General features: G+C 63.8%; 26 protein-coding genes. 14 read left to right on the top strand and 12 right to left on the bottom strand.

All coding sequences use genetic code 11. The annotated features are described in order from the left end of the window. Positions 1-35: 35 nt before the first annotated feature. The gene (gene mepK, locus NKJ01_RS01035) at positions 36-1,865 is read left to right on the top strand and encodes a peptidoglycan L,D-endopeptidase MepK (RefSeq protein WP_352725307.1); all 1,830 of its coding nucleotides are present in this window, start codon (positions 36-38) and stop codon (positions 1,863-1,865) included. Positions 1,866-2,074: 209 nt separating this feature from the next. On the opposite strand, the gene NKJ01_RS01040 is transcribed toward mepK, so the two are convergent. Beyond that, positions 2,075-2,713 carry a 2-dehydro-3-deoxy-phosphogluconate aldolase gene (locus NKJ01_RS01040; protein ID WP_352725309.1) on the bottom strand — a complete coding sequence of 213 codons (639 nt, stop codon included), beginning with the start codon at positions 2,711-2,713 and terminating at the stop codon, positions 2,075-2,077. Between the two features lie 258 nt (positions 2,714-2,971). Between NKJ01_RS01040 and trhO the strand changes: the two genes are divergently transcribed. From trhO to NKJ01_RS01055, 3 genes are all read left to right on the top strand, one after another. Next, positions 2,972-3,892 (top strand): oxygen-dependent tRNA uridine(34) hydroxylase TrhO, encoded by a 921-nt coding sequence (gene trhO / locus NKJ01_RS01045; protein ID WP_352725311.1) that lies wholly within the window; start codon positions 2,972-2,974, stop codon positions 3,890-3,892. Between the two features lie 120 nt (positions 3,893-4,012). Beyond that, on the top strand, positions 4,013-4,750 hold the full coding sequence (locus NKJ01_RS01050; protein WP_023759758.1) for a tellurite resistance TerB family protein: 738 nt from the start codon (positions 4,013-4,015) through the stop codon (positions 4,748-4,750). 307 nt (positions 4,751-5,057) lie between these two features. After that, on the top strand, positions 5,058-5,813 hold the full coding sequence (locus NKJ01_RS01055) for an SDR family oxidoreductase (protein WP_023759759.1): 756 nt from the start codon (positions 5,058-5,060) through the stop codon (positions 5,811-5,813). Here the strand turns inward: NKJ01_RS01055 and NKJ01_RS01060 are convergent, their stop codons facing one another. Together NKJ01_RS01060 and NKJ01_RS01065 are read right to left on the bottom strand one after the other, a co-directional pair. Beyond that, positions 5,814-6,188: a YciI family protein gene (locus NKJ01_RS01060; RefSeq protein ID WP_352725313.1), complete on the bottom strand. Its 375-nt coding sequence runs from the start codon at positions 6,186-6,188 to the stop codon at positions 5,814-5,816. It lies immediately after the preceding gene. A 58-nt stretch (positions 6,189-6,246) separates the two neighbouring features. Beyond that, positions 6,247-7,431, bottom strand: coding sequence for a pyridoxal phosphate-dependent aminotransferase (locus NKJ01_RS01065; protein ID WP_023759761.1), 1,185 nt, complete (start codon positions 7,429-7,431; stop codon positions 6,247-6,249). Between the two features lie 84 nt (positions 7,432-7,515). Between NKJ01_RS01065 and NKJ01_RS01070 the strand changes: the two genes are divergently transcribed. The 4 genes from NKJ01_RS01070 (at position 7,516) to denD (ending at position 10,505) form a co-directional block, all read left to right on the top strand. Continuing rightward, positions 7,516-8,202, top strand: coding sequence for a GNAT family N-acetyltransferase (locus tag NKJ01_RS01070; protein ID WP_352725315.1), 687 nt, complete (start codon positions 7,516-7,518; stop codon positions 8,200-8,202). 26 nt (positions 8,203-8,228) lie between these two features. Next, positions 8,229-9,224: a cation diffusion facilitator family transporter gene (locus NKJ01_RS01075; RefSeq protein ID WP_352725317.1), complete on the top strand. Its 996-nt coding sequence runs from the start codon at positions 8,229-8,231 to the stop codon at positions 9,222-9,224. Between the two features lie 74 nt (positions 9,225-9,298). After that, entirely contained in the window at positions 9,299-9,511 is a 213-nt protein-coding gene (locus NKJ01_RS01080) for a hypothetical protein (protein ID WP_023759764.1), read from the top strand. Between the two features lie 16 nt (positions 9,512-9,527). Continuing rightward, entirely contained in the window at positions 9,528-10,505 is a 978-nt protein-coding gene (gene denD, locus NKJ01_RS01085) for a D-erythronate dehydrogenase (protein WP_352725319.1), read from the top strand. 24 nt (positions 10,506-10,529) lie between these two features. Here the strand turns inward: denD and NKJ01_RS01090 are convergent, their stop codons facing one another. From NKJ01_RS01090 to NKJ01_RS01105, 4 genes are all read right to left on the bottom strand, one after another. Then, positions 10,530-11,723 carry a nickel/cobalt transporter gene (locus NKJ01_RS01090; RefSeq protein ID WP_352725321.1) on the bottom strand — a complete coding sequence of 398 codons (1,194 nt, stop codon included), beginning with the start codon at positions 11,721-11,723 and terminating at the stop codon, positions 10,530-10,532. Next, complete coding sequence (locus NKJ01_RS01095) at positions 11,720-12,388, bottom strand: DUF1007 family protein (RefSeq protein WP_352725323.1); 669 nt, start codon at positions 12,386-12,388, stop codon at positions 11,720-11,722. The genes NKJ01_RS01090 and NKJ01_RS01095 overlap by 4 nt, the downstream gene beginning before the upstream one ends. Before the next feature lie 87 nt (positions 12,389-12,475). Then, positions 12,476-13,375, bottom strand: coding sequence for a LysR family transcriptional regulator (locus NKJ01_RS01100; RefSeq protein WP_352725325.1), 900 nt, complete (start codon positions 13,373-13,375; stop codon positions 12,476-12,478). A 2-nt stretch (positions 13,376-13,377) separates the two neighbouring features. Next, positions 13,378-14,574 (bottom strand): amidase, encoded by a 1,197-nt coding sequence (locus tag NKJ01_RS01105; RefSeq protein WP_352725327.1) that lies wholly within the window; start codon positions 14,572-14,574, stop codon positions 13,378-13,380. A 540-nt stretch (positions 14,575-15,114) separates the two neighbouring features. Here NKJ01_RS01105 and odc2 point away from each other — a divergent pair. Together odc2 and NKJ01_RS01115 are read left to right on the top strand one after the other, a co-directional pair. Further along, positions 15,115-16,248 (top strand): ornithine/lysine decarboxylase, encoded by a 1,134-nt coding sequence (gene odc2, locus NKJ01_RS01110; RefSeq protein ID WP_352599681.1) that lies wholly within the window; start codon positions 15,115-15,117, stop codon positions 16,246-16,248. Between the two features lie 96 nt (positions 16,249-16,344). Further along, positions 16,345-16,944, top strand: coding sequence for a GNAT family N-acetyltransferase (locus NKJ01_RS01115; protein ID WP_352725329.1), 600 nt, complete (start codon positions 16,345-16,347; stop codon positions 16,942-16,944). Between the two features lie 95 nt (positions 16,945-17,039). On the opposite strand, the gene NKJ01_RS01120 is transcribed toward NKJ01_RS01115, so the two are convergent. The 5 genes from NKJ01_RS01120 to NKJ01_RS01140 form a co-directional block, all read right to left on the bottom strand. Next, complete coding sequence (locus NKJ01_RS01120; RefSeq protein WP_023759773.1) at positions 17,040-17,324, bottom strand: SCP2 sterol-binding domain-containing protein; 285 nt, start codon at positions 17,322-17,324, stop codon at positions 17,040-17,042. Between the two features lie 198 nt (positions 17,325-17,522). Next, positions 17,523-18,038, bottom strand: coding sequence for a hypothetical protein (locus NKJ01_RS01125; protein ID WP_023759774.1), 516 nt, complete (start codon positions 18,036-18,038; stop codon positions 17,523-17,525). A gap of 85 nt (positions 18,039-18,123) precedes the next feature. Next, complete coding sequence (locus tag NKJ01_RS01130; protein WP_023759775.1) at positions 18,124-18,549, bottom strand: hypothetical protein; 426 nt, start codon at positions 18,547-18,549, stop codon at positions 18,124-18,126. Positions 18,550-18,643: 94 nt separating this feature from the next. Next, positions 18,644-19,255 (bottom strand): rod-binding protein, encoded by a 612-nt coding sequence (locus tag NKJ01_RS01135; protein ID WP_031260324.1) that lies wholly within the window; start codon positions 19,253-19,255, stop codon positions 18,644-18,646. Positions 19,256-19,323: 68 nt separating this feature from the next. Next, entirely contained in the window at positions 19,324-19,983 is a 660-nt protein-coding gene (locus NKJ01_RS01140) for a GntR family transcriptional regulator (RefSeq protein WP_352725491.1), read from the bottom strand. Positions 19,984-20,301: 318 nt separating this feature from the next. Here NKJ01_RS01140 and NKJ01_RS01145 point away from each other — a divergent pair, with 318 nt between their 5' ends. Genes NKJ01_RS01145 through biuH form a run of 4 tightly spaced genes read left to right on the top strand, consistent with a single transcriptional unit; the run spans position 20,302 to position 24,216 of the window. Then, positions 20,302-21,429 carry a BMP family ABC transporter substrate-binding protein gene (locus NKJ01_RS01145; protein ID WP_352725332.1) on the top strand — a complete coding sequence of 376 codons (1,128 nt, stop codon included), beginning with the start codon at positions 20,302-20,304 and terminating at the stop codon, positions 21,427-21,429. A 45-nt stretch (positions 21,430-21,474) separates the two neighbouring features. Beyond that, on the top strand, positions 21,475-22,572 hold the full coding sequence (locus tag NKJ01_RS01150; protein WP_352725493.1) for an ABC transporter permease: 1,098 nt from the start codon (positions 21,475-21,477) through the stop codon (positions 22,570-22,572). After that, entirely contained in the window at positions 22,572-23,498 is a 927-nt protein-coding gene (locus NKJ01_RS01155) for an ABC transporter permease (RefSeq protein WP_352725334.1), read from the top strand. Before NKJ01_RS01150 ends, NKJ01_RS01155 begins: the two co-directional genes overlap by 1 nt. A 16-nt stretch (positions 23,499-23,514) precedes the next feature. Then, entirely contained in the window at positions 23,515-24,216 is a 702-nt protein-coding gene (biuH, locus tag NKJ01_RS01160) for a biuret amidohydrolase (protein WP_352725336.1), read from the top strand. Positions 24,217-24,220: the final 4 nt, after the last annotated feature.

Here is a 24,220-nt window from a genome sequence, read left to right on the forward strand (position 1 = left end):
GAATCGAACGACACACAAACGGGCGGCACCATCAAGTGAACGTCTGGCCGAAGTGGCTGGCGGCATTGATTGTCGCACTTGGTTTTGTTGCCGCGGCTGCGACCGGAGCTAGCGCCGAAACACGTTCGCTGAAGCTCTATCACCTCCATACACACGAGAAGGCCGAGATCGTCTACAAGCGCAACGGCCGCTACGTCCCGGAGGGTCTCAGGAAGATCAACATCATTCTGCGCGACTGGCGTCGCAACGAGCCGACCAAGATGGATCCGCGTCTGCTCGATCTGGTCTGGGAAGCGTACCGGGAAGCCGGCGCCACGGACTACATCCAGGTCGTCTGCGGCTATCGCTCGCCGTCGACGAACTCGATGCTGCGCAGCCGCAGCCGGGGTGTCGCCGAGAAGAGCCAGCACATGCTCGGCAAGGCGATGGATTTCTACATTCCCGGCGTGCCGCTGAAGAAGCTGCGCAATATCGGTCTCAAGATGCAGGGCGGCGGCGTCGGCTACTATCCGTCCTCCGGTTCGCCGTTCGTCCATATGGATGTCGGCAATGTGCGCCATTGGCCCGGCATCAGCCGCCAGGAATTGGTCAGCCTGTTCCCCAATGGCAAGACGCTGCATGTGCCGAGCGACGGCAGGCCGCTGCCCGGCTTTGAGCAGGCGCTCGCCTCCTACAAGGCGCGCAAGGGTTCGGGCTCGCCGGCCATCGAGTTGGCCAGCGCCGCTGGCAGCGGCAAGAAATCAGGCGGGTTCCTGTCGGCCTTTTTTGGCGGCGGCGACGACGAGGCCGACGACAGCGCCGATGTCGAGACCGCTTCGGCCGCACCTCCGCCCAAGGCGAGAAACCTGAAGCCGGCCGAGGCAGCAAAGACCAGCAACCTGCCAGGCATCGCCATCGTGGCGCCGGAGAACGCGCAGCGCGCCGAGATTCCGCAGGTGACCGAGGAGCAGGCCCCCGAGCCTGAACAGGACACGCCGGAGACGATCATAGCGGCATTGCCTGCACGCAGCGTTCCGTTGCCTGATTTCGCACCGCGGCCGAAGGCCGATGTCGGCGCTCAGCCGCCTGAAAACGTTCCTTTTGGGATGGCGGATGCGACAGCCACCACCGAGCAGGCCGTGGCGACCGCACATGCGCCTGCTACCGTTCCATTCGGCATGGCCGATGCAACGGCTTCGGCTGATCCGGCCCAGATTGCCGTCAACAACATACCGTTGCCGACATGGCGCCCCGACGCTTCTCTGCCGGCCGCTCTGGCTGCGTCCCCCAGCAAGACTGTGCTGATGGCGCTGGCCGATACGGCTGAGCACAGCAAGACCGCGACCGACGCGTTCTCGGTGCTGCCGACGGCGCGCCCCGAGATGGCCCGGCCGGACGCGGTCAAGGCCGTTCTCGACGAGGCCAATGCCCAGGTCGGCGCGGCCGGCGAATACCAGGTTGCTTCATTGTCCGAGTCCGAGCCGCGTTCGGCCTTCAACGATCCGTCGGGTAATGATGCCGCATCGCCGCGCGAGGCTGTCGTTGCCCGCCCGGCCGGCTCCGATCCGGTCGCCGCGATCGGTGCCGGCGTGAAAACCACCCGCAAGGAATCGAGAGCCACCGCGCGCGACCTGAAGCCAGGCCCCAAGGCCATGGTGGTTGCCGCCGCACCGCAGGCCGCCCGCTGGGCGCTGACCAGCGGCGAGCATGTCGCCACCGTCTCGAGCGCGACGACGGCGCCGGGCTACGCCTACAGCATCGTGCACACGGCGCCGAGCGAGGTCTACACGGCCGGCTTCCAGCAGGACAACCAGATGGCTGATGCCAACCGCTTTACAGGCAACGCGGTCAAGTTCCTCTCGGTCGCCCGCTTCCAGACCAAGTGAGCGATCAGCCAATCGACAAAGCCACGCTGGGCAACCTGCGCGGCTTTTTGCTGCGAGACCAGCCGCTATGCCGCTGCCATCGGCGGATCACTCCGGTGTGACATCGCAGTGATCGCGGATGGCTCGAAACCTGCGACGGACCCTGCTCGCAGCAGGAACGCAACCCGGTCGACGGAAGCCGGCCGGGTTTTCATGCGGCGACGAAGGCCTTACTTCGCCAGCTTGCTTGCCGCACGCGCCAGGGCTTCGATCTCGTCCCACTTGCCGGCCTTGACCATATCGTCCGGGGCCACCCAGGAGCCGCCGACGCAGATGACATTGGGCAGGCTGAGATAATCGGCCGCGTTCTTGCCGGTGATGCCGCCGGTCGGGCAGAATTTCACATCGGCAAGCGGCGAGGCGAAGGCCTTCAGTGAGGCGATGCCGCCCGACTGCTCAGCCGGGAAGAATTTGAGAAAGCGCAAGCCGGCTTCCCGTGCGGCCATGATCTCGCCGGGCGTGATGGCGCCGGGTAGCAGCGGAACAGCGCTGTCGCTTGCTGCCGCCAGAAGCTCGCGGGTGATGCCGGGGCTGACGATGAATCGCGAGCCTGCGCTCGCTGCCTTTTCGAACTGCCTGACATCGAGAATGGTGCCGGCGCCAACGATGGCTTCCTCGACCTCACCAGCCACCCGCCGGATCGCCTCAAGCGCGTCGGCGGTCCTCAGCGTGATCTCGATCGCCGGCAGGCCGCCGCGTGCCAGGGCGCGGGCCAAGGGCACGGCATCAGCGACATTGGCGATCTTCAGCACCGGGATGACCGGCTGGCCGTTTAGGAGCGACAGGAGGTTTTCGGTCTTGCTGGGCATCTGTCTCTCCGTATCCTAGCGCATGTCGCCCAAAGGGATCCCGGCTTTGGGAAAACGACATCCATAAAACAAAGACCTAAAGCGCGTCGTATGAATTGGTTTCGGCGCGACGCGCTTGAGGGCAATTCAACCGATTAGCAGACGGGTGTTTTTCTGTCCATGAAACGAAGCGTGTCGCGATGTCACGCGCGGCCGATACTTGGCTGGATTCCGGCGCTGCCTTGAATCGGCTTGCGGGAGCGTTTAGTGGCTTCGGCCATGACATCACTTCAACCTCTCCGCGTCGCGGCGCTCTACCGGTTTGCCCGGCTCGACGCCTTCGAGGAGTTGCGCGCGCCGCTCGCTGCCTTCTGTTGCGGGCGCGGCATCAAGGGCACACTGCTTCTGGCGCATGAGGGTATCAACGGCACCGTGGCCGGCAGCGAAACGGCGATCGGCGAACTGATCGATTATCTCGAAGCCGTCGAAGGGCTCGCCGGCCTCGAGGTCAAATACAGCGTAGCCGCGGAAATGCCGTTTCATCGCATGAAGGTGCGGCTGAAGCGCGAGATCGTCACCATGGGCATCGCCGATATCGATCCGGCGACGAGCGCCGGCACCTATGTCGCGCCTGCCGACTGGAATGCGCTGATTTCCGAGCCCGACACTGTCATCATCGACACGCGCAACGCCTATGAGGTATCGATCGGCACCTTCAAGGGCGCAATCGACCCTGCTACCGCCAGCTTTCGCGAGTTTCCGGCCTGGGTGGAAGCACACCGGGCGGAGTTCGAAGGCCGCAAGGTCGCGATGTTCTGCACAGGCGGCATACGCTGCGAAAAGGCGACCGCCTACGTCAAATCGCTCGGCTTCGAGGACGTGTTCCACCTCAAGGGTGGCATCCTCAAATACCTCGAGGAGGTTCCGTCCGAACAGAGCCTCTGGCAAGGCGAGTGCTTCGTCTTCGACGAGCGCGTTTCTGTGTCGCACGGCCTCGCCGAGGGCGAGGCGGAACTCTGCCGCGCCTGCCGCCATCCGCTGACGCCGAACGACCTGACATCGCCCAAATTTGCCGCCGGTGTTTCGTGCCCGCATTGCTTCGATGCGCGTTCGGACGAGGACCGCCAGCGCTATGCCGAGCGTCAGCGGCAAGTCGAGCTTGCGCAGGCGCGGGGCAGGGATCCGCACATCGGATCCTAGTTTGGCTCTGTTATCGACAGCCGCAAGGCGACGGTTTGTCATTGTAATGCAAGGATCCGGGACCTACGTCTTCGACGTCCGAAACCTGCCCGTTCGGCCGGGCAATCCTGGAGGCACTGAATGTTCGATCCCAAGAAGCTTCTCGACGATCTGCTCGGCTCGCAAATCCCGGGCACCAGTGGCACCGTTCGCGACAAGGCGGGCCAGGCCGTGCAGATGGCCAAGGACAATCCGCTGGCCGCTGGAGCGCTCGCTGCAGTGCTGCTCGGAACCGGTGCCGGCCGCCAGGTGACGGGTACCGCGGTGAAGCTCGGTGGATTGGCCGCGATCGGCGGGCTCGCCTACAAGGCTTACCAGAACTACAAGGCCGGCAATGCTCCGGCCGAGGCGCCGGCAGGCGGCGAACCTGAATTGCTGCCGCCGCCCAAGGACACCGCCTTCCACCCGTCGCAGGCGCCGCAAGGCGAGGACGAATTCACGCTGACGCTGGTGCGGGCGATGATCTCGGCAGCAAAGGCCGACGGCCATGTCGACGATGACGAGCGCCAGAAGATCGCCGGCAAGCTCAGTCTTTCGGGCATCGGCTCCGACGCCGAAAAATTCCTGATGGCGGAGCTGGCGAGCCCGCTCGACCTCGACGCGCTGGTGGCAGGCGCCCAGACCGATGCGCAGAAGCTCGAACTCTACACGGCATCGCGCCTGACCATCGATCCCGACACACGCGCCGAGCGCGGCTACCTCGACCTGCTGGCCGGCCGGCTTGGCCTGCCGGATGCGCTGGTCGATCATGTCGAGGCGACAGTTTCGGCAGCCAAGGTGCCGGCCAAGGCCGGAACTTCACCCAATCCGCGCTGGTAGGCCAAAACGGCACAGGTGGCTTGTCTGGCGTTAACCTTTCGTTAACCCAGCAAGCGCATCATTCTAACCAGTTGGATCGGCTTTCCTCCTCCCAAGCCCGGTCCAGATCAGGGCGGTCGCCAATGACCGCCCTTTTTGTCGGCACGATCTGCTCGCCCGAGCATGATCTCGAGCAAAATCGGATCCCAATTTTCGGATCATGCTTTGTGCTTCGGCTTGCCATCGCCGCCGTCATTTGCGATCCCTTTGCTTCGTGCGCAAACCCGGAAAATAGCGCGAGCGCGCGTCGCTTCGGAGGACAATAGCCATGACCGTAAAAAGAACCGCCATCGTCACCGGCGCCGGCACCGGCATCGGCAAGAGCGTCGCTACGGCGCTGCTCAAGGCCGGCTGGAACACGGTGTTTTGCGGGCGCCGCAAGCCGGTGCTGGATGCCGCGGTCGCCGAGGCTGGCCGCACCGATGCCAAGGCATTGGCGGTTGCCTGCGATATCAGCAAGGCCGGCGAGGTCGACGATCTGTTCGAGACGGTGGCGGCGGCCTTCGGCCGCGTCGACCTGCTCTTCAACAATGCCGGCATGGGCTACAAATCGACGCCCATCGACGAGATCCCGGTCGAGGTGTGGAACGATATCGTCGGCGTCAATCTCACCGGTTCGTTCTTGTGCGCTCGCGCCGCCTTTGGCGCCATGCGCAAGCAGCGCCCGATGGGCGGCCGCATCATCAACAATGGCTCGGTGTCGGCCTACGCGCCGCGCCCGGGCTCCGTGCCTTATACCGCGACCAAGCATGCCATCACCGGGCTGACCAAGACGCTGGCGCTCGACGGAAGGCCCTACGACATTGCCTGCGGCCAGATCGACATCGGCAACGCACTGACCGACATGGCGCAGCCGATGACGGTCGGCGTGCCGCAGGCCAACGGCTCTATCGCTGCCGAAGCGGTGATGGACGTTCAGCACGTTGCCGACGCCGTTGTCCACATGGCCAGCCTGCCGCTCGACGCCAATGTGCTGTTCATGACGGTGATGGCGACCAAGATGCCGTTCGTCGGGCGTGGGTAGTTATTTCCCGGCCAATGGCACGCCCGGCAGGTAGAGCGCGATTGGACGGATTTCGTAGACGGCGGTCGGATTAACGCGGCGCAGGTCGCGGGCGATAACGATCGCATCGTCACGTGTCGCGCAGTCGACCACATAGAGACCGAGAAGCTGTTCCTTCGTCTCGGCGAACGGCCCGTCAAAAATGGTTCCGTCGCCCGGTCCACGCAAGGTGCAGGCCGACTGGGTCGCCCCAAGCCGCGCCGATGGGCCAAGATTGCCTTCCCGGTAAAGCCGATCGTTGATTTCGAGCAGGTCGGCCATCAATGCCGCGTCCTGCTCCGGCGTCAGCGCGGTGATGGCTCCTTCCACATCGTAGGCGAGGATGGCGTAAAACATCGAGTCACCTTCTGTCGTGATTGCAAACATCCAGCGCCGGTCGCAAGGCCCGACAGCCTCACTTGGCCAGGAACGCTCCGATCCGCTCCAGTGCCCGCAAGATGTTCTCCTCGGAGTTGGCGTAGGAGAGCCTGATATAGCCTTCGCCGAGAATGCCGAAATCGGGGCCGCCAATCAATGCCACGCCGGCCTCGTCGAGCAGGGCCGAAGCAAGCTTCTTTGCTTTCCAGCCGGTCTTCGAGACGTTGGGGAAGGCGTAGAACGCTCCCTTGGGCGTGATGCAGGATATGTCAGGCAGGGCGTTCAATCCGTCAACCACGATCTTCCTGCGGCGGTCGAAGGCGCGCATCATCTTGTCGACGTCGTCCTGCGGGCCGTCGATGGCCGCGATGCCGGCAAACTGGCTCGGCGCGTTGACGCAGGACCAGCAATTGACCGCTAGCTTGCGCACCTTGTCGTAGAGGTGAGCGCCCTTGTCGCCATTCGGCCAGATCGACCAGCCCATGCGCCAGCCTGTCATCGCCCAGGTCTTCGACCAGCCATTGAGCACGATCAGCCGATCGCGGATCCCGGGGAAGCCAAGCAGCGAGCAATGCGTCTCGCCGTCATAGGTCATGACGTCGTAGATCTCGTCGGAGAGGATGGCAACCTGGGGATGTGCCTCCAGACCCTTGACCAGTTTCTCGATCTCGGCGCGCGGCGTGACGCCGCCGGTCGGATTCGCGGGCGAATTGAGGATCAACAGCCTGGTCTTGGAGGTGATCAGCGCCAGCGTTTCCTCTGCGGAGAAGGCAAAGCCGTTTTCCTCGCGCATCGGCACTGGAATAGGTGCCGCGCCGGTGAACTCGATCATAGAGCGATAGATCGGAAAGCCGGGATCGGGATAGAGGATCTCGGCGCCAGGCTCGCCGAACATCAGGATCGCGGCGAACATGGTCGGCTTGCCGCCGGGCAGGATCATCACCGCTTCGGGCGACACCTCTACGCCGGTGGTGGTCAGCGTGCGCCGCACCACCGCCTCGCGCGTCGCCAAAAGGCCATTGGCCGGCGTGTAGCCGTGATGGCCGTCGCGCAGCGCCTTGATCGCCGCCTCGACGATGTGCTGCGGCGTCTTGAAGTCGGGCTGGCCGATGCCGAGATTGACGATGTCGCGGCCTTGTTGGGCCAGTGCTGTGGCCCTCGCGAGCACGGCAAAGGCGTTTTCCTCGCCGAGACGGTCGAAGGCCGAAATCGTGTGGAGCATTTTTCCCGTCCGTGTGGTTCTTACTGTTGGGTCGCGTTTTTGTGAGCCTCAGGCCGCAAAAGTCAAACGGATTGGAGCTTTTCGGTGTCGGAAAATCTCAAAGACTGGCAACCGCGCCCGCGGCCCGAACGAAAGGCCATCGACGGCCGGTATGTCCGGCTTGAACCGCTGAGCGCTGCAAGACACGGCGACGGTCTCTATGAAGCGTCGTCCGTATCCGATGTCGATGGGCGCTTCGCCTGGCTGCCCGACTATCCGCCGGAGACCCGTGCCGCCTTCCAGCCATGGCTGGACAAGGTGGAGGCCAGTGAAGATCCGCTGTTCTTCGCGGTTATCGACAAGGCCAGCGACAAGGTCGCCGGACGCCAGACGCTGATGCGCATCGATCCGGCCTACGGCGTCATCGAAATCGGCAACATCTACTGGGGGCCACTCATCTCGCGCAAGCCGGGAGCGACCGAAGCGCAGTTCCTGTTCATGAAATACATCTTCGACGAGCTTGGCTATCGCCGCTACGAATGGAAATGCAACAACCACAACGAGCCATCTAAGCGGGCGGCAGAACGGTTCGGCTTCAAGTTTGAAGGCATTTTCCGCCAGCATCTCATCGTCAAGGGTGAAAACCGCGATACGGCATGGTATTCGATCATCGACAAGGAGTGGCCGGCCTTGCGCAAGGCCTATGAAGCGTGGCTCGATCCGGCCAATTTCGATGGCGACGGCCAGCAGAAGCGACGGCTTGAGGATTTTCGCGTGCAGTTCGGTGCGTGAGATCAGGCGCGTAACGGGAGTTGCCATTGGCCCACATCCACGATCACAGCGGGCATGATCACAGCGGGCACGATCACATTGGGCACGATCATGCGCCCGGTCATGTGCCTGGCTCGACCGACAAGAAACGCGTGCTTACCGCGGCCTGCCTGACTGGCGGCTTCATGGTCGCCGAAGCGCTCGGCGGCATCCTTACCGGCTCACTGGCATTGTTGGCCGATGCCGGCCACATGCTCGCCGATTCGATCGCGCTCGGCCTTGCCTGGTATGCGTTTCATCTTGCGGGGCGTCCGGCGACCGTGCGCCTCACCTATGGCTTCGGCCGGGTCAAGACGCTGGTGGCCTATACCAACGGCATCGCCATCTTCGTCATCGCGCTTTGGATCGTCTACGAGGCTTGGAGGCGGCTGCAGGCGCCGGCACCGGTGCTTGGCGGACCGATGCTGGTGGTGGCGACCCTCGGGCTGCTGGTCAATATCGGGTCCTTCCTGGTGCTGCATGGCGGCGATCACGAGAACCTGAACATGCGCGGCGCCATCCTGCATGTGCTGGGCGACCTGCTCGGCTCAGCCGCCGCCATCGCGGCTGCGTTGGTCATCCTTGCGACCGGCTGGACGCCGATAGACCCGATCCTGTCGGTCCTGGTCTCGCTGCTGATCCTGTATACGGCATGGTCGCTGATGCGCGCAGCCGCCCATGTCCTACTCGAGGGCGTGCCGCCCAGCCTCGACCGCGATCTCATCGCCATGGACATCGAAGCGACGGTCCCCGGCGTCCGCGAAGTGCATCACATGCATGTCTGGTCGCTCGACGGGACCAGCAACATGGCGACGCTGCATGCCTGTCTCGACGAGGGCGTCGACGCGCACCAGGCGGTCAGCGCCGTCAAGAAGCGGCTTGCCAGCGAGCACGGCATCAGCCATGCCACCGTGGAACCGGAATTCGGACAGTGCGCCGACGATAGCCACGGGCACGACCACGGGCACGGGCACGCTGCCGCGCATCACGACCACCGTCACTAGGACCGATTGGTCCTGCCTCAGGAGCTCCAAACCTTGAAAACCAGCTTGATGAACGCCCACTGCCCGGACGCGGCATGATGGACCGCGACACCAGGAATGCGGCCATCGCAGCGGTGTGGATCATGCTTCTGTTCGGCATAGGCGCCTACTATCTGCCGACCATGATGCTGGCGCTCGGCAGCCTTTCGACCGTGCTGGCCGGCGCCTTTGCCATCGTCTTCGTGCTGGCGTTCTTCTCGGTGTTCTGGCTGCGGGCCCGCAACCAGCGCAAAAACCAGGGTAAATAGGCAAGGGATTTTCGACATGCGCATTCTGATCACCGGCGCCGCGGGTATGGTCGGCCGCAAGCTCATCGCCCGGCTGGCCAAGGACGGCACGTTGCGCGGCGGCAAGATCACCGCGCTCGAACTGCACGATATCGTGTCGCCGCAGGCACCTAGCATGGACGGGGCCAGCATCACCCTCCACACCGGCGATCTAGCCGAGGCGGGTGCCACCGAGCGCCTGGTCGCATCGCGCCCCGATGTCGTCTTCCATCTCGCCGGCATCGTCTCCGGCGAGGCGGAGGCAAATTTCGAACTCGGCTACCGCGTCAATCTCGACGGCACGCGCGCGCTGTTCGATGCCATTCGCCTGGCGGGCTTTGCACCGCGTGTCGTCTTCACCTCGTCGATCGCGGTGTTCGGCGCGCCGTTCCCGGATGTCATACCGGACGAATTCCATCCGACGCCGCTGACCTCCTACGGCACCCAGAAGCAGATGAGCGAAGCGCTGCTGGCCGACTATACCAGGCGCGGCTTCTTCGATGGCATCGGCATCCGGCTGCCGACCATCTGCGTGCGACCCGGCAAGCCGAACAAGGCGGCGTCCGGCTTCTTTTCTGGCATCATCCGCGAGCCCTTGAGCGGCCACGAGGCGATCCTGCCGGTGCCGCGCTCTGTCGTGCACACCCACGCCAGCCCGCGTTCGGCGGTCAATTTCCTGATCCATGCTGCGGAGATCGATGGCGCCGCTGTCGGGCCGCGCCGCAACCTGACGATGCCCGGCGTCGCGGTCACCGTTGGCGAGCAGATCGAGGCGCTGGAACGCATCGCCGGGCCGAAGGTGGCAAGCCTTATCCGCGAGGAGCCGGACGAGACGATCTGGGCGATCGTCAAGGGCTGGCCGACAAGGTTCGAAGCGCGGCGGTCACGAGAGCTTGGTTTCAGCGCCGAAAAGAGTTTCGACGAGATCATCCGCGCCCATATCGAGGATGAACTCGGCGGCAAGATCGCGAGTTAAACCCGCAGCACTACGGTGGGGATATCATCCGCCTGACGCCAGGCTCGCCGACAAAAGCAACAGTCCGAACAGGAACACGAAGGCGGCGCCGCCGATCTCGACGATCGAGTGGATGCGGTTGCCCATGCGGCCGTCGCCGGCGAAATACACCGCCCAGTTCTTTGCCGTCACCGCCAGTGTCGCCAGCGCCGAGACGGTGATCGCAGTGCCCAGCGACATCGCCAGCACCGACAGCAGGCCGCCGAGCCAAAGTCCGTTGAGAAGCGCGAAGCTGAGCACGATCAGCGCGCCGGAGCAGGGGCGGATGCCGACCGCCGCCACCGCCGACCATGCGGTGCGCCAATCGAAGCGATCGCCCGACAGCAACGCCGGATCGGGTGCGTGCGAATGGCCGCAGGTGTCGCAAACCTCGCCCGCCGCGTGATCGTGATGGGCATGATCGTGGGTGGCGTGATCATGGTCATGCGTTCCGTGGTCGTGATGATCGTGGGAATGGTTGTGCACGTGGTCATGATCGTGATGCACCTGCAGCGCATGCGAATGGCCATGCGCCGAATGGCCATGGGCTGCATGCGAATGACCGGCATGCGAATGGCCACCATGAGAATGGCCGGCGTGCGCCGCCGACAGGCTGTAGGCTGGACCTTTGCCAAACAAGCGCAGAACGGCAGGGCCGAGCTTGCGCCACAGCAGCCAGGCGCCAAACAGGGTGACGAAGACAAAGCTCATGATCTCCATGAACCAGGCCGCGTCCGTCATCGTCACGGAGGTGCCGCGCAGGACGAAATAGGCTACCCCCATCACCGCGACCGCCGTGAGGCCCTGCAGCAGCGCCGAGACGAAGGACAACAGGATGCCGCGCCGCAGCGCCACTTCGTTGGCGACCATGTAGGACGAGATCACCGCCTTGCCGTGGCCCGGTCCGGCGGCGTGGAAGATGCCGTAGGCGAAGGACAGGCCGACGAGTATCCAAATCTTGCTGCCGTCCTGGCGCATCGCCTTCATTGCCGTTGCCAGCGCGCGATAGAATTCCTGCTGCCGCAGATTGATCCAAATCAGGATGTGGGCGAAGGGGCCGGTGCTGGGCGCGATGCCGTCGTTGACACCGATGCCGAGCGAACTCTGGGCGTGGGCGGAGTTGGCGAGATGCATCATGACGACAGTGGCGGCCAACAGGCCGAATGCCAAACGCAGGGACGGTTTCGTCACCGGCTTCATCCTTCTGGCTGACAGGTCAGTTCGAGCTTGGTGGCGAAGATCTTGCTCATGTCGGTGCCTGTCGGATCGTTGAAGAAGGCATCGGTGAGGGTCTTCTGGTTTTCTTTGATGGCCTCGTCCGGGTCCGGACGGATCACCTTACTGGTGCAGTTCGACGGCAGGCCTTCAACCGTGATGTTGGAATCGTCGGTGAAGTCGATCGCGGTGTAGAATGTCGGATCGTAGACGCCGATGTCTATCTTGCCGTTGAGCCTGATCGGCACTTTCGGCTCGGACTCGAACAGGATGATCAACTGATCGTTGTCGAAATTGGCCATCAGATGCGGCGGCGGCGTCATCGCCACGTCCTTGCCGTCGACGGTGACGAGCTGGAAGTAATTGAATTCAGCCAGCGAGGCATGGACGGTGTCGGCGACCTCCTTGAGCTCGTTGTCGTCGAGCTTCAGGTCGGAGTTCTTGTCGAACTCCATCATCACCGTGCTGGAGAAGAGATCGTCGAAGCGCCAGAGATGACGCAGCGCTTTCACACTTTGGTGATCCGGGGAGAGGATCACGTCCAGGCGGGCCTCGGCGAAGACGTGCGGGTGCACCTCAGCCGGTCCGGTGGCGGCAATGGTTGCCGCCAAGGCCGAAGCCAGCATGATTGCGTGCCGTTTCAGGTGCATTCTCAGTCGCGATTCCATGTGCCTTGGAGTAATGTCGAGAGTTATCAGAAAGGGGGCGAAATTGGGACCGGGACTCGACTGAATGGGTCAGGCAGCTTCACGCGTCCTGAACCACTGCACCAGGAAATCGACGAAAACGCGAACCTTGGCCGGCAGGTAACGGCGGTGCGGGTAGACGGCGAATATGCCGCCGCCCGGCAGGATGCGGTCATCCATCACCGACACCAGCCGGCCGCTCTCGAGGTCGGGCGCGGCGATAAAATCCGGCAGGACGGAAAACCCCAACCCGGCCACGGTCGCCGCACGCGCCGTCATCGGGCTGTTGACCTCGATGGGACCCGACACCGAAACGCTCACCGGATCGCCATTGTCGCCCTTGAACGGCCAGTTGCTCAATCCGCGACCATTGGTGTCGACGATACAGGGCATGCGGCTAAGATCCTGCGGCCGCGTCGGCATGCCATGCTTGGCGATCAGTTCGGGAGAGGCACAGAGCTTAATAGAAAATGGCGCCAGCCGCCTCGCGATCAGCGACGAGTTCTCGAGCCGCGAGATGCGTACCGCGAGGTCGAAGCCTTCCTCGACCAAATCGACGAAGCGGTCGTCGAGCTGGACGTCGAGCACGATGTCGGGATGCTGCTTGGCGAAATCGATCAGCGACTGGCCGACCGGCGCGTCGGCGAAGGTGCGCGGCGCCGACAGCTTGATCCGGCCACGCACGTCGCCGGAGGATTCGCGCACGGCGTCGGCCAGGCTGTCGACCTCGCGCACGATCTCCGAGGCGCGCCGGTAATAGGTGTGGCCGGCCTCGGTCATGGAGAACTGGCGCGTGGTGCGGTTGAGCAGCAGCGCGCCGAGTTCGTCCTCCAGTTCGCGCACATATTTCGACAAAAGGGCCTTGGAACGGCCGATCTTGCGTGCCGCCGCCGAAAAGCCCTCGGCCTCGACCACGTCGATGAAGGCACGCATGCGGGTCAGTGTGTCCATGGTCAGGCCTTTCGTGCGGCGTCGAGAAGTTTCCGGCCGAGCCGTATCAGGGCAATGTCGCTGCCGGAAGGGCCAAGCAGCGACAGGCCGAACGGGGCGCCGGCGACCGAGCCGATGGGCAGGGTGATCTGTGGAAAATCGGACAGGCCGGCCAGGCACAGAAGTTGAAGCGCCCGTTCGCGATAGGCCTGGAACTGCTCCGGCGTGCTGTCCACGTAGGGAGCTGGGCCCGGCACCGTCGGCAGGATGAGGAAGCCATCCTTGCCCAGTAGGGCGCTCAATTCGCCGCGAAAGGTCAGTCGGCGCACCTTCTCGGCCTGGGCTGTTTTGTCATCGACGGCACGGCCGAAGCCGAAGCGCTCTTCGACGCCCGGACCGAGGTCGCGCTCGCCGCTGGTGATCCATTCGCCATGCACCGCCCAAGCCTCCTTGGCCTGCAGCCGGCGAAAGCACCAGTAGAGTTCATCGGGAGATGAGGTGAAGCGCGTCGTTGCCGGCGCCGGCGCGCCGAACACCGTACTCGCCAGTGCCTTCATTCGGGCATATTCGGCAAGCGCCGGGTGGTGGACCATCCCATCCAGCCAGTCCAGCGCCAGCGGCCGATTGAGCGTGTTCTGGTGCGGGTCGCGGCCGAGCAGCAGCCTGCCAACGGTCTCGTAGGTCTCGATGTCGTCGGCGAACCAGCCGAACGTGTCGAAGCTCGGGGCCAGCTTCATCGTGCCATCGAGCGAAATGCGGCCATGCGTGGTGCGCAGCCCGATCAGTCCGCAAAAACTCGCCGGCGCGCGGATCGAGCCGCCGGTGTCGGAGCCGGTGGCGATATCGGCAAGCCTGCCCGCCACCGCGGCCGCCGATCCCGATGACGAGCCGCCGGTGACACGGTCGGGCGCGGCCGGGTTCACCGGAAACGAAAAATGCGCATTCTGGCCGAACAGCGCGAACGCAAGCTCGTCGGTCTGGGTCTTGCCGACGAAGCGCGCCCCGGCATCGAGAATCACTTGCACGGCCGGCGCCGTGCGCGAGGCGGCGGGGCTGTCTGCGAATTTCTGCAAGTTGCCGCAACCGGTGCGGTAGCCGACGACGTCGTAGATGTCCTTGACGGCCAGCCGCAAGCCGGCCAGAGGGCCAGTTTCGGCATGCGCCACCGGCATCTGGCGAAGGTCGAGAAAGGCGTTTAGAGGGCCGTGCGTGCCTGTCATCGTTCGCTATCCGGATACGGTTGGCGCAGCATTGTTCGATGCCAGGAATTTTACAACCTGGAATACGATTTTTATTGATTGTGAAATCGTTCAACCTTATATCGCGCTTGCCCAAAGTCGCACGTGCCTGTGGGTGTCCGCCGATCCTCGAATGGTGAGGGAAATCGGTAAGGTAACTGGAGCTAACCCCTCCAGTCGGTCTAGCGGCCAACCGCAAGCCCGAGGACACCTTGAAGCAACGACGGTGCGGGCCTTTCTGGTGTTCTGCCGGTTGTCCAAAGACCGGGGTTACTGAAGAGGCACACCTTCATTGCCGGCAGTGCGGACGGGTCTCCCATCCAAGCCAAGGCAGACAAAGCGAACCGAGGCCGGGCAAGGCCAAGGTTCACCGCCGCGAGACGGCGTTTCATGGTTCCGGGGTCTCCACCGGCTGGTTCCATGGATTTCCGTCCCGCCTTTGTCCACCGCGTGTTCGCGAGGCCAACAGCCCGCGTCCCGCAGCCTTATTGCGCGCCGAAAGGCGCTGATGGAGAGACCCCGATGGCCACCCAGCGCATCCTTGACTTCCTCGCCACCCGACGTCCGTCCGGCCCTTGCCTCGTTGTCGACCTCGATGTCGTGCGCGACAATTTCCGAGCCTTCGAGAAGGCGCTGCCCGATTCGAAAATCTACTATGCGGTGAAAGCAAACCCGGCGCCGGAAATCCTGCGCCTGCTTACTGCGATGGGCTCGTCTTTCGACACCGCTTCCGTTGCCGAAGTCGAGATGGCGATGGACGCCGGTGCGCCGGCGGACCGCATCTCCTTCGGCAACACCATCAAGAAAGAACGTGACATCGCACGCGCCTACCAGCTCGGCATCCGCCTGTTCGCGGTCGACTGCGTCGAAGAGGTCGAGAAGATCGCCCGTGTCGCTCCAGGCTCCCGCGTGTTCTGCCGCGTGCTGACCGATGGCGAGGGCGCCGAGTGGCCGCTGTCGCGCAAATTCGGCTGCGTGCCTGCGATGGCCGTCGACGTGCTGCGCCATGCCAAGGGGCTCGGCCTCGATGCCTATGGCGTGTCGTTCCACGTCGGCTCGCAGCAGACCGACCTGACCGCCTGGGACCGCGCGTTGGCCGATGCCAAGGCGGTGTTCGCGACGCTCGCCGAGGAAGGCATCGTCTTGAAGATGGTCAACATGGGCGGTGGTTTCCCGACGCGTTATCTGCGTGACGTGCCGGCAGCGCAGGCCTATGGCCAGGCGATATTCTCGGCGCTGCGCAAGCATTTCGGCAATGCCATCCCGGAAACCATCATCGAGCCGGGCCGCGGCATGGTAGGCAACGCCGGCGTCATCAAGTCGGAAGTCGTCCTGATCTCGAAGAAGGCGGCCAACGACAATGTGCGCTGGGTATTCCTCGACATCGGCAAGTTCGGCGGCCTGGCCGAGACGATGGATGAGGCTATCCGCTATCCCCTCGTCACCCGCCATGACGGCACGGAGACCGCACCTTGCGTACTCGCCGGCCCGACCTGCGATTCGGCCGACGTGATGTACGAGAAGACGCCGTACCCGCTGCCGCTGTCGCTGACGATCGGCGACGAGGTGCTGATCGAAGGCACCGGCGCCTACACGACCACTTACTCGGCGGTCGCCTTCAACGGCTTCGAGCCTCTCCGATCCTACGTGATCTGACGGTTCGAAAGAGCCGGTCAGATCATCCCAGGTGGGCGTCCGTCGCCCGCCCGGGCTCGCCTGTGGAACAACCTCCGCTCGTGAAGGATCGCGGAAATGGATATTGCAAATTTCATTGTTGAAGGCGCTCCGTGCGAAATCTCCCCCTCGAGGAGGGAGAGTGCCATTGCCATCGTTGCCGAAACCGCGGCCGACGCTGCCGCGCGTGAAGCGCTGTTGGATGAGGCCATGGGCTCTAAGCGGCGGAAAAAATCATCGGAGAAGCTGCGGCGTGGCCGGCGGCCATCGGAAGGCCTGGCCTTCGTCGCCCGCGATGCGGCGGGCGGCGTGGCCGGCACCGTGCGGCTGTGGGATGTCACGTTGGGCGAGGGCGGCCCGGCAGCGCTGCTGCTTGGACCGCTTGCCGTCGATCCGTCGCTCAAGAGTGCCGGCATCGGCTCGGCACTGATGCGCCATGCCGTTGCCGAAGCAGCGCGTCTTGGCCACGCGGCGATCCTGCTGGTCGGCGATGCGCCCTACTATGAACGCTTCGGCTTCTCGGCCGCCAGGACCGGTTCGCTTGCCATGCCGGGACCCTATGAGCGGCACCGCCTGCTGGCCCTGGAACTGGTGGAAGGCGCGCTCGACGGCGTGCACGGCACGCTGAAGGCGGCCGGCCGCAAGCTGAAGGCGCAGGAACTGACATCGGCGGCCTGAGACACGAAGCGCCAGCAGCTCATGCAAAAACGCCGCCCGAAAAGGCGGCGTTTTTTTCGCGATTGGTGGGCGCCGCCTTGGGCGGCTGCATGTTTTCAGCCGATCAACTGGCTGAGCGCCATGGCGACGGTCATGTCGCCTTCGACCTTTATCTTGCCGGTCATGAAGGCCATGGTCGGGTTCAGGTCGCCAGCGATCAGCGAATCCAGGTCGTCGATCGAAAGCTTGATGGTGCAATCGGCGGGCGCGTCGGTGGTTGAAATTGTCGCGCCGTCGATGACGATGACGCCGTCGCTGCCGGTGTCGAATTTCACGGAACGATCGAACCCGCTGCTTGCCACGCGCGACTTGATCTTCTCGGCAATCTCCTGAACGCTCACGCTGTTCTCCTTGTCTGGTTGCATCTGTCTCGCAACGGCGCTTCGATCCGGCCGAAGCCCATGCCGCGGTTTCGCGATCACGGTCGCTGGCGCATATAGCTTTGGGTTGACGTTTACGTCAACGCGGATTCCGGTGGCTGGTTCCTGCGCTGGCGGCAGGTGGGGCCCGATGTGATCGGAACCCGTGGGCAGGGCAACTCAGTGTTCCTTGAAAGCCTTGGTCATTTCCGCGGCCGTCTCGCTTTTCTTGCGACGCAGCCAGTTGTCACGGATTTCGTCCTTCGACAGGAAATTGACCTGATCGATCAGAACCTCATGCACCAAAGTGGCGCCCACACGCGTGTTGACGGTATCGCGGATCGCGGCGCGGAAGGCATCGAGATCGATCGTCGCCTTGTTGGTGAAGTCGATCTGAGGATTGGAATAGAGGTAGGAATAGACCTGGTCGGTGATCAGCGCTTCCGCCGGAATGGACAGCTTCTTTATCTGCTCGGGTTCGACCGTATAGACGAGCTTTGTCAGGAAATAGCCGCCGATCTGCGAATCGCGGATCAATGGCACTGAAATGATATCCGTCTTGACGTAGTCGAGACCGCCCAGCATCGGCTTCGGCGTTTCGCCGACGCCCTTTTCGCCCGCAGCCTGGAACGAATAGAACACCGCGCCGAGCGTCGCGGCGCAGATCCAGACCGCGATCGCGATGACCTTGATCATCGGGCCCCGTCATTGACTTGCGATGGCAACGCGGCGCTGCCCTCCTGCATGAGCAGGGTCGCCGATGCGTTCCTTGTGTCCCGCATCATGCCTTTGCCCAGCCGAATTCGCCGGCCGAATAAGTGCCGTCGGTTTCCGCGCGCTGGATGGCGTGCCGCAGCAGGTTGGCAACCTCGTTGACCGCGCTGAGGTGCGCCAGGATCGCCGCCTCGTTCTTCGCCAGCTTATGGCGCAGCCGGGTCAGGCCCTCGCGGTGCTGTTCGAGAAATTCGGCTTCGCTGCCGCCCTTCATGGCGCGGGTCAGTTCATAGAGGTAGCGGCTCTTGCGGGCGTTCGATGCCTTGAGATCATAATCGGTGGCGTTGCGAATGCCGGCCGTCTCTTCCTCAACCACGTCCTCGATGCGGCCGATGATGGCAGCGAGGTTGCCAGGCCGCGCGAACGGGATCGGCGCTTCCGACACGGTCGTGCGTGCTGGCAGGTTGGCGGTGAATTCCGAAAAGTCGGCCATGAGAAATCCCGGTCTGGTTAGATTGAACTCGGATACGCACTATCTGCTTGGTTCAGCATGACTTTCCAAAACTGGTTCCGCTTCCGGGCATGCCTTAAATCTTGATGTCTGTCCTGATGGTGGTCTCGCCACCGGTGATTGACCGCGCCGCCTTGCGCTGCAATTCGTGGACCAGCGAGGTCGACAGGCTGCTCTGTTGATCGATCTCGGTTTTTTCCGGCCCGCCCGAAACCGGGCCGACCGGCACGATGCGCTTGCCTTCGACATAGTGGTCGGCCAGCATCGACTTGGCGATGCCGATGCCGCCGCGGTCGGCCATGACGTCGGCCACCCGCTCGGCAAGCTGCGATTTCCACATGTCGCCGGCCAGGCCCTTGCCGTAGACGCCTTCGGTGTCTTTGGGCAGCATGTTCTGGATGAAGGTCTGCAGCACCATGGCCTCGAACTTCTTGAACTTCTTGGCGGGGTCGGTTGAAGCGGCGGCCTTGTCGGCGGTGGCGCGCGACAGGATCGAGCCGGCATTCACCGAAGCGGCGTCACCGACCGAAAATGCGCCAGCAGCACCACCGGCTCGCTTTGTAAGCGCGGCGCGGGCGGCTTCAATATCCGTCGGGTCGACGGCTCGGGCCACATCCATAACGATGTCGCTGGGTGGAGAAATCGCCAAGAAAGTCCGCCTTTTGTCGGTTTTCCTTAGCCAGACCATGCCTCAACAAGCTTGTGGCAGGCTTGCGCGGCGTAAGGGAGGAAAGCGAGATGAAGGCGTGTGGGCGGTCAACCGGCGGTAACCGGCATTGTCGTACTTGTGCCCTTTGACTGCTCGCCGAGCGCAAAGACGGAACTGGCCTTGCTGACGATGGAAACGTGATCCTTGGCGGCGTTTCCCGCAGTAACTCCGTCACCGCGCATGATCGCGGTGACGATGGCATCGTGCTCCTGCCAGGATTTGGCGAGCCGGCCTGGCAGCATGAACTGGGCTCGGCGGAACGGCGCCAGCCGACTGCGCGTCATCACGGTCATTTCGTAGATATGTGCGTTGTGGGCGCCTCGATAAAGCCGGCTGTGGAACTCGGTATTGAAGTATTCGTAGTCCTCCTCGGCGCCCAGACGCACCATCCGCGCCGAGGCCTGGTGCTCGACCTCGAGCGCGCGGCGCTCGCTGCTGGTCATGCGCTCGGCTGAGAAGCGCGCGCAGATCGCTTCCAGTTCGGCCATGCTCTCGAACATCGAGGCGAGATGCTCCTGCGTCACCACGGCGACGATGGCGCCGCGGTTGGGCCGCCTTTCGACCAGGCCCATGGCGCTCAGCTGGCCGAGCGCCTCTCGCACCGGGGTGCGTGATACGTCGAAGCGCGCGGCGAGAGAGGTCTCGTCCAGCTTTTCGCCGGGGCGCAAGAAGCCGGTGACGATCCGGTCACCGATCGCCCTCACCATCTGATCCACAGTCGTACCCGACCTGATCAAGCTGCGCTTCCCCGACAAGTTTCCTCCGTTTGGTCTTCTCGTTGGGCGGCTCAGCGGCCGTCGAATCGATATTTCTTGTTTATGCCTCTATTTTAATCTGCCTGTCAAACTGGCTGTTTTCAAGGCAAAAAGTGCATGCAATTGCCTTTGACGTGAGCAGGTGCGTTTCATATAGGTGCTGATTTTATTAGATAAATTTCGTCTTCAGAATTGGCACGGCGATTGCATGCACTTTCTCGAAGGCATGTTAACCGACCCGGAAAAGGGTCTTACAGGGGAGCATTCACTATGACCGCGAAATTCACGCTTAACCGCCGCGAGTTGCTCAAGACCTCCGCTGCCGGAGCCGCACTTGGGCTCGCGTCGGCATCTTTTCCCATCGGCCGCGCCTTCGCCGCTTCGGCCACTGTCGGCTTCATCTATGTCGGCCCGAAGGACGACTATGGCTATAACCAGGCGCATGCCGAGGGGGCCGCGTCGCTGAAGGGTATCGAGGGCCTCTCCATTGTCGAGGAGGAGAACGTGCCCGAGACCGTCGATGTCCAGAAGACGATGGAATCGATGATCAACCTCGACGGCGCCTCGCTGATCTTCCCGACCTCCTTCGGCTACTTCGACCCGCATATGCTGGTCATGTGCACGAAATTCCCCGACGTGCAGTTCCGCCATTGCGGCGGCATGTGGAACAAGGACAAGCATCCGAAGAATGCCGGATCCTATTTTGGCTATATCGGCATGGGCCAGTACCTGAACGGTGTCGTCGCCGGCCACACCACGAAGACCAAGAAGCTCGGCTTTGTCGCCGCCAAGCCGATCCCGCAGGTGCTGCTCAACATCAACTCCTTCCTGCTCGGCGCGCGCTCCGTCGACCCGACCATCACCTGCCAGGTGATCTTCACCGGCGAATGGTCCCTGGCGGTCAAGGAGGCGGAGGCCACCAACGCGCTGGTCGACCAGGGCGTCGATGTCGTCACCTGCCATGTCGACAGCCCCAAGGTCGTGGTCGAGACGGCCGCCGGCCGCGGCGCCTTCGTCTGCGGCTACCACGCCAACCAGAGCCCACTGGCGCCCGAGAAATACCTGACTGGTGCCGAATGGAACTGGGCCAAGGTCTACAAGATGTTCGTCGACGATCTCGTCGCCGGCAACCCGCTGCCCAATTTCACCCGCGGCGGACTGGCCGATGGCTTCGTCAAGATGAGCCCGCTCGGCCCGGCCGTCGGTGAGCCGGCGCGCAAACAGTTCGACGCCACGCTGGCCGAAATGATGAAGGGCGGCTTCGCCGTCATCAAGGGTCCTCTGAACAGCAACAAGGGCGCTGTTGTAGCCACTGCGGGCCAAGCCTTCCCCGAGAACGCGATCGAACTCGAAAGCATGGACTATCTGGTCGACGGGGTCGTCGGCTCGACCGCCTGATCGAAGGGGAGCGGGGCGATGGCCGAAATAGTGACAGAAGTCGGCATGCCGGTGACGTTCGGCGCCAGGGGTCATCCGGCAGCGCTGGAATGGATGGCCCGGCGGGCCGAGGCTTTCGTAATTCCGCTGGCCGCGCTGGTCGTCGGCATGGCCCTGTTCAGCCTGTTCATCCTGGCTGTCGGCAAGTCGCCGGTCCAGCTCTATGAAACGATGTGGCGTGGCGGCTTCGGCTCGTGGTTCTCGATGCAGAACTCGTTGTCACGCGCCGCACCCCTGTTGCTGGCGGCGCTCTGCGTGGCGCTGCCGGCGCGGCTCGGCCTCGTCGTTATCGGCGGCGAGGGCGCCATCGTGCTCGGCGGCGTCGCCGCCGCGGCAGCAGGCACGGCGCTCGACGGCGCGCCTTCCTTCATCGTGATACTCGTCATGGGCGTGGCGGGCATGGCCGCCGGCGGCATCTGGATAGGTGCCGTCGGCGCGCTCCGCCATTACCGTGCCGTCAACGAGACCATTTCCAGCCTGCTGATGGCCTATATCGCCATCGCCCTGATGAACCAGCTCGTCGAAGGGCCGCTGCGCGATCCAGCCTCGCTCAACAAGCCCTCCACCCAGCCGCTGGCCGATATCTACCGCATCGGCGACATGCCGGGCATGGAGGTGCATTGGGGCCTTGCCGTTGGCGTCATCGCCTGCGTCGTGTCCTGGGTGCTGATCGAAAAGACCCGCTGGGGCTTCGCCGCCCGCATCGCCGGCGGCAACGTCAGGGCCGCCCAGGTGCAGGGGCTTGCCGTCGGCTCGCTGATCGTCGTTTTCACCGGGTTGGCCGGCGCCTTCGCCGGTCTTGCCGGCATGCTCGAGGTCGCGGCGGTACAGGGCAGCGCCAACGCCTCGCTTGCCGCCGGCTACGGCTATACCGGCATCCTCGTCGCCTTCCTCGCCCGCCACAATCCGCTGGCCATCATCCCGGTCGCCTTCCTGCTCGGCGGGATCGACGCCTCCGGCGGGCTGATCCAGCGCCGCATGGACCTGCCTGATGCCACCGTGCTGGTGCTGCAGGGCATGCTGTTCATCGTCATCCTGTTCAGCGAGACCTTCTACGGCCGCTTCAAGGCCTTCAACCCCGATCTGTGGCAGAGGAGCAGCTGATGGACGCCAGCGGGATCGGCCTCTGGGGCGTGCCGCTCGCCATCCTCGGCGGCGCCATCCGCGTCTCCACGCCCTTCATCTTCGTCTCGCTCGGCGAAGCCATCACCGAGCGTTCGGGCCGGATCAACCTCGGGTTGGAAGGCACGCTGGTGTTCGGCGCCATGGCCGCCTATGCGGTGGCCGTTATAACCGGCTCGCCCTGGCTCGGCCTCGCCGCCGCCGCCTTCGCCGGCCTGTGCTTCGGCCTCTTCCACGGCTGGATCTGCAAATTCCCAGGGGTTAACGACATCGCCATCGGCATCGCCTTGATGCTGTTCGGCTCGGGCCTCGCCTTCTTCTTCGGCAAGCCGTTTATCCAGCCCTCGGCGCCCGACCTGCCGGCCATCCCCCTGGGCGCATGGTCCGACATTCCGCAGGTGCAGGCAGCCCTCGACGTCAACGTGCTGTTCCTGATCGGCGCCGCTCTTGCGGTGTTCCTGTGGTGGGCCTTCCGCAACACCCGCGCCGGCCTCATCGTGCGCGTCGTCGGCGACAGTTCCGACGCCGCGCGCGCCATGGGCCTCAACCCCAACACCGTGCGCTTGATCGCCACCGGCGTCGGCGGCGCGCTCGCCGGCATCGGCGGCGCCTATCTGTCGCTCTATTATCCCGGCAGCTGGACTGAGCGCATCTCGTCTGGACAAGGGCTGATGGCGGTGGCGCTGGTTATCTTCGCGCGCTGGAACCCGCTCGGCTGCTTTGCCGCCGCACTTCTGTTCGGCGGTGCTGGGGCGCTCGGGCCGGCGCTGCAGTCGGTCGGCGTCACACAAGGCTATTACCTCTTCTACGCCGCACCTTACATCCTCACCCTGGTCATCATGATCGCCACCTCGTCGCCGAGCCGCTCGCTCGCCGGCGCTCCGGGCGAACTGTCGATCACCAAATGAGACCGGAGTTTTTGCCATGAACGCCAGAGCCGGTATCACCCAGCGCTATATCGACGCCGATCCTTATCCATGGCCCTACAATGGCGAGCTTCGTCCAGACAACACGGCGCTGATCATCATCGACATGCAGACCGATTTCTGCGGGCCGGGCGGCTATGTCGATCATATGGGCTACGATCTGTCGCTAGTGCGTGCGCCGATCGAGCCGATCAAGTCGGTGCTGTCGGCGATGCGGTCCAAGGGCTACACGATCATCCACACCCGTGAGGGCCATCGGCCCGACCTCGCCGACCTGCCGGCCAACAAGCGCTGGCGCTCGCGTCGCATCAATGCCGGCATCGGCGATCCTGGCCCCTGCGGGCGCATCCTGGTGCGCGGCGAGCCGGGCTGGGACATCATCCCGGACCTCTATCCGGCCGAGGGCGAGCCGATCATCGACAAGCCGGGCAAAGGCTCCTTCTGCGCCACTGACCTGGAGCTGATCCTCAACCGGCGCGGCATAGACAACATCGTGCTTACCGGCATCACGACCGATGTCTGTGTCCACACCACCATGCGCGAGGCCAACGACCGCGGCTTCGAATGCGTGATGCTGGAGGATTGCTGCGGCGCCACCGACTACGGCAACCATCTGGCTGCCATCAAGATGATCAAGATGCAGGGCGGCGTCTTCGGCGCGGTATCGAACTCGGCCTCATTCGTCGCTCAATTGCCGTGAGGAA

This window comes from Mesorhizobium sp. M0276, from assembly GCF_040321755.1.
Lineage (GTDB): Bacteria > Pseudomonadota > Alphaproteobacteria > Rhizobiales > Rhizobiaceae > Mesorhizobium.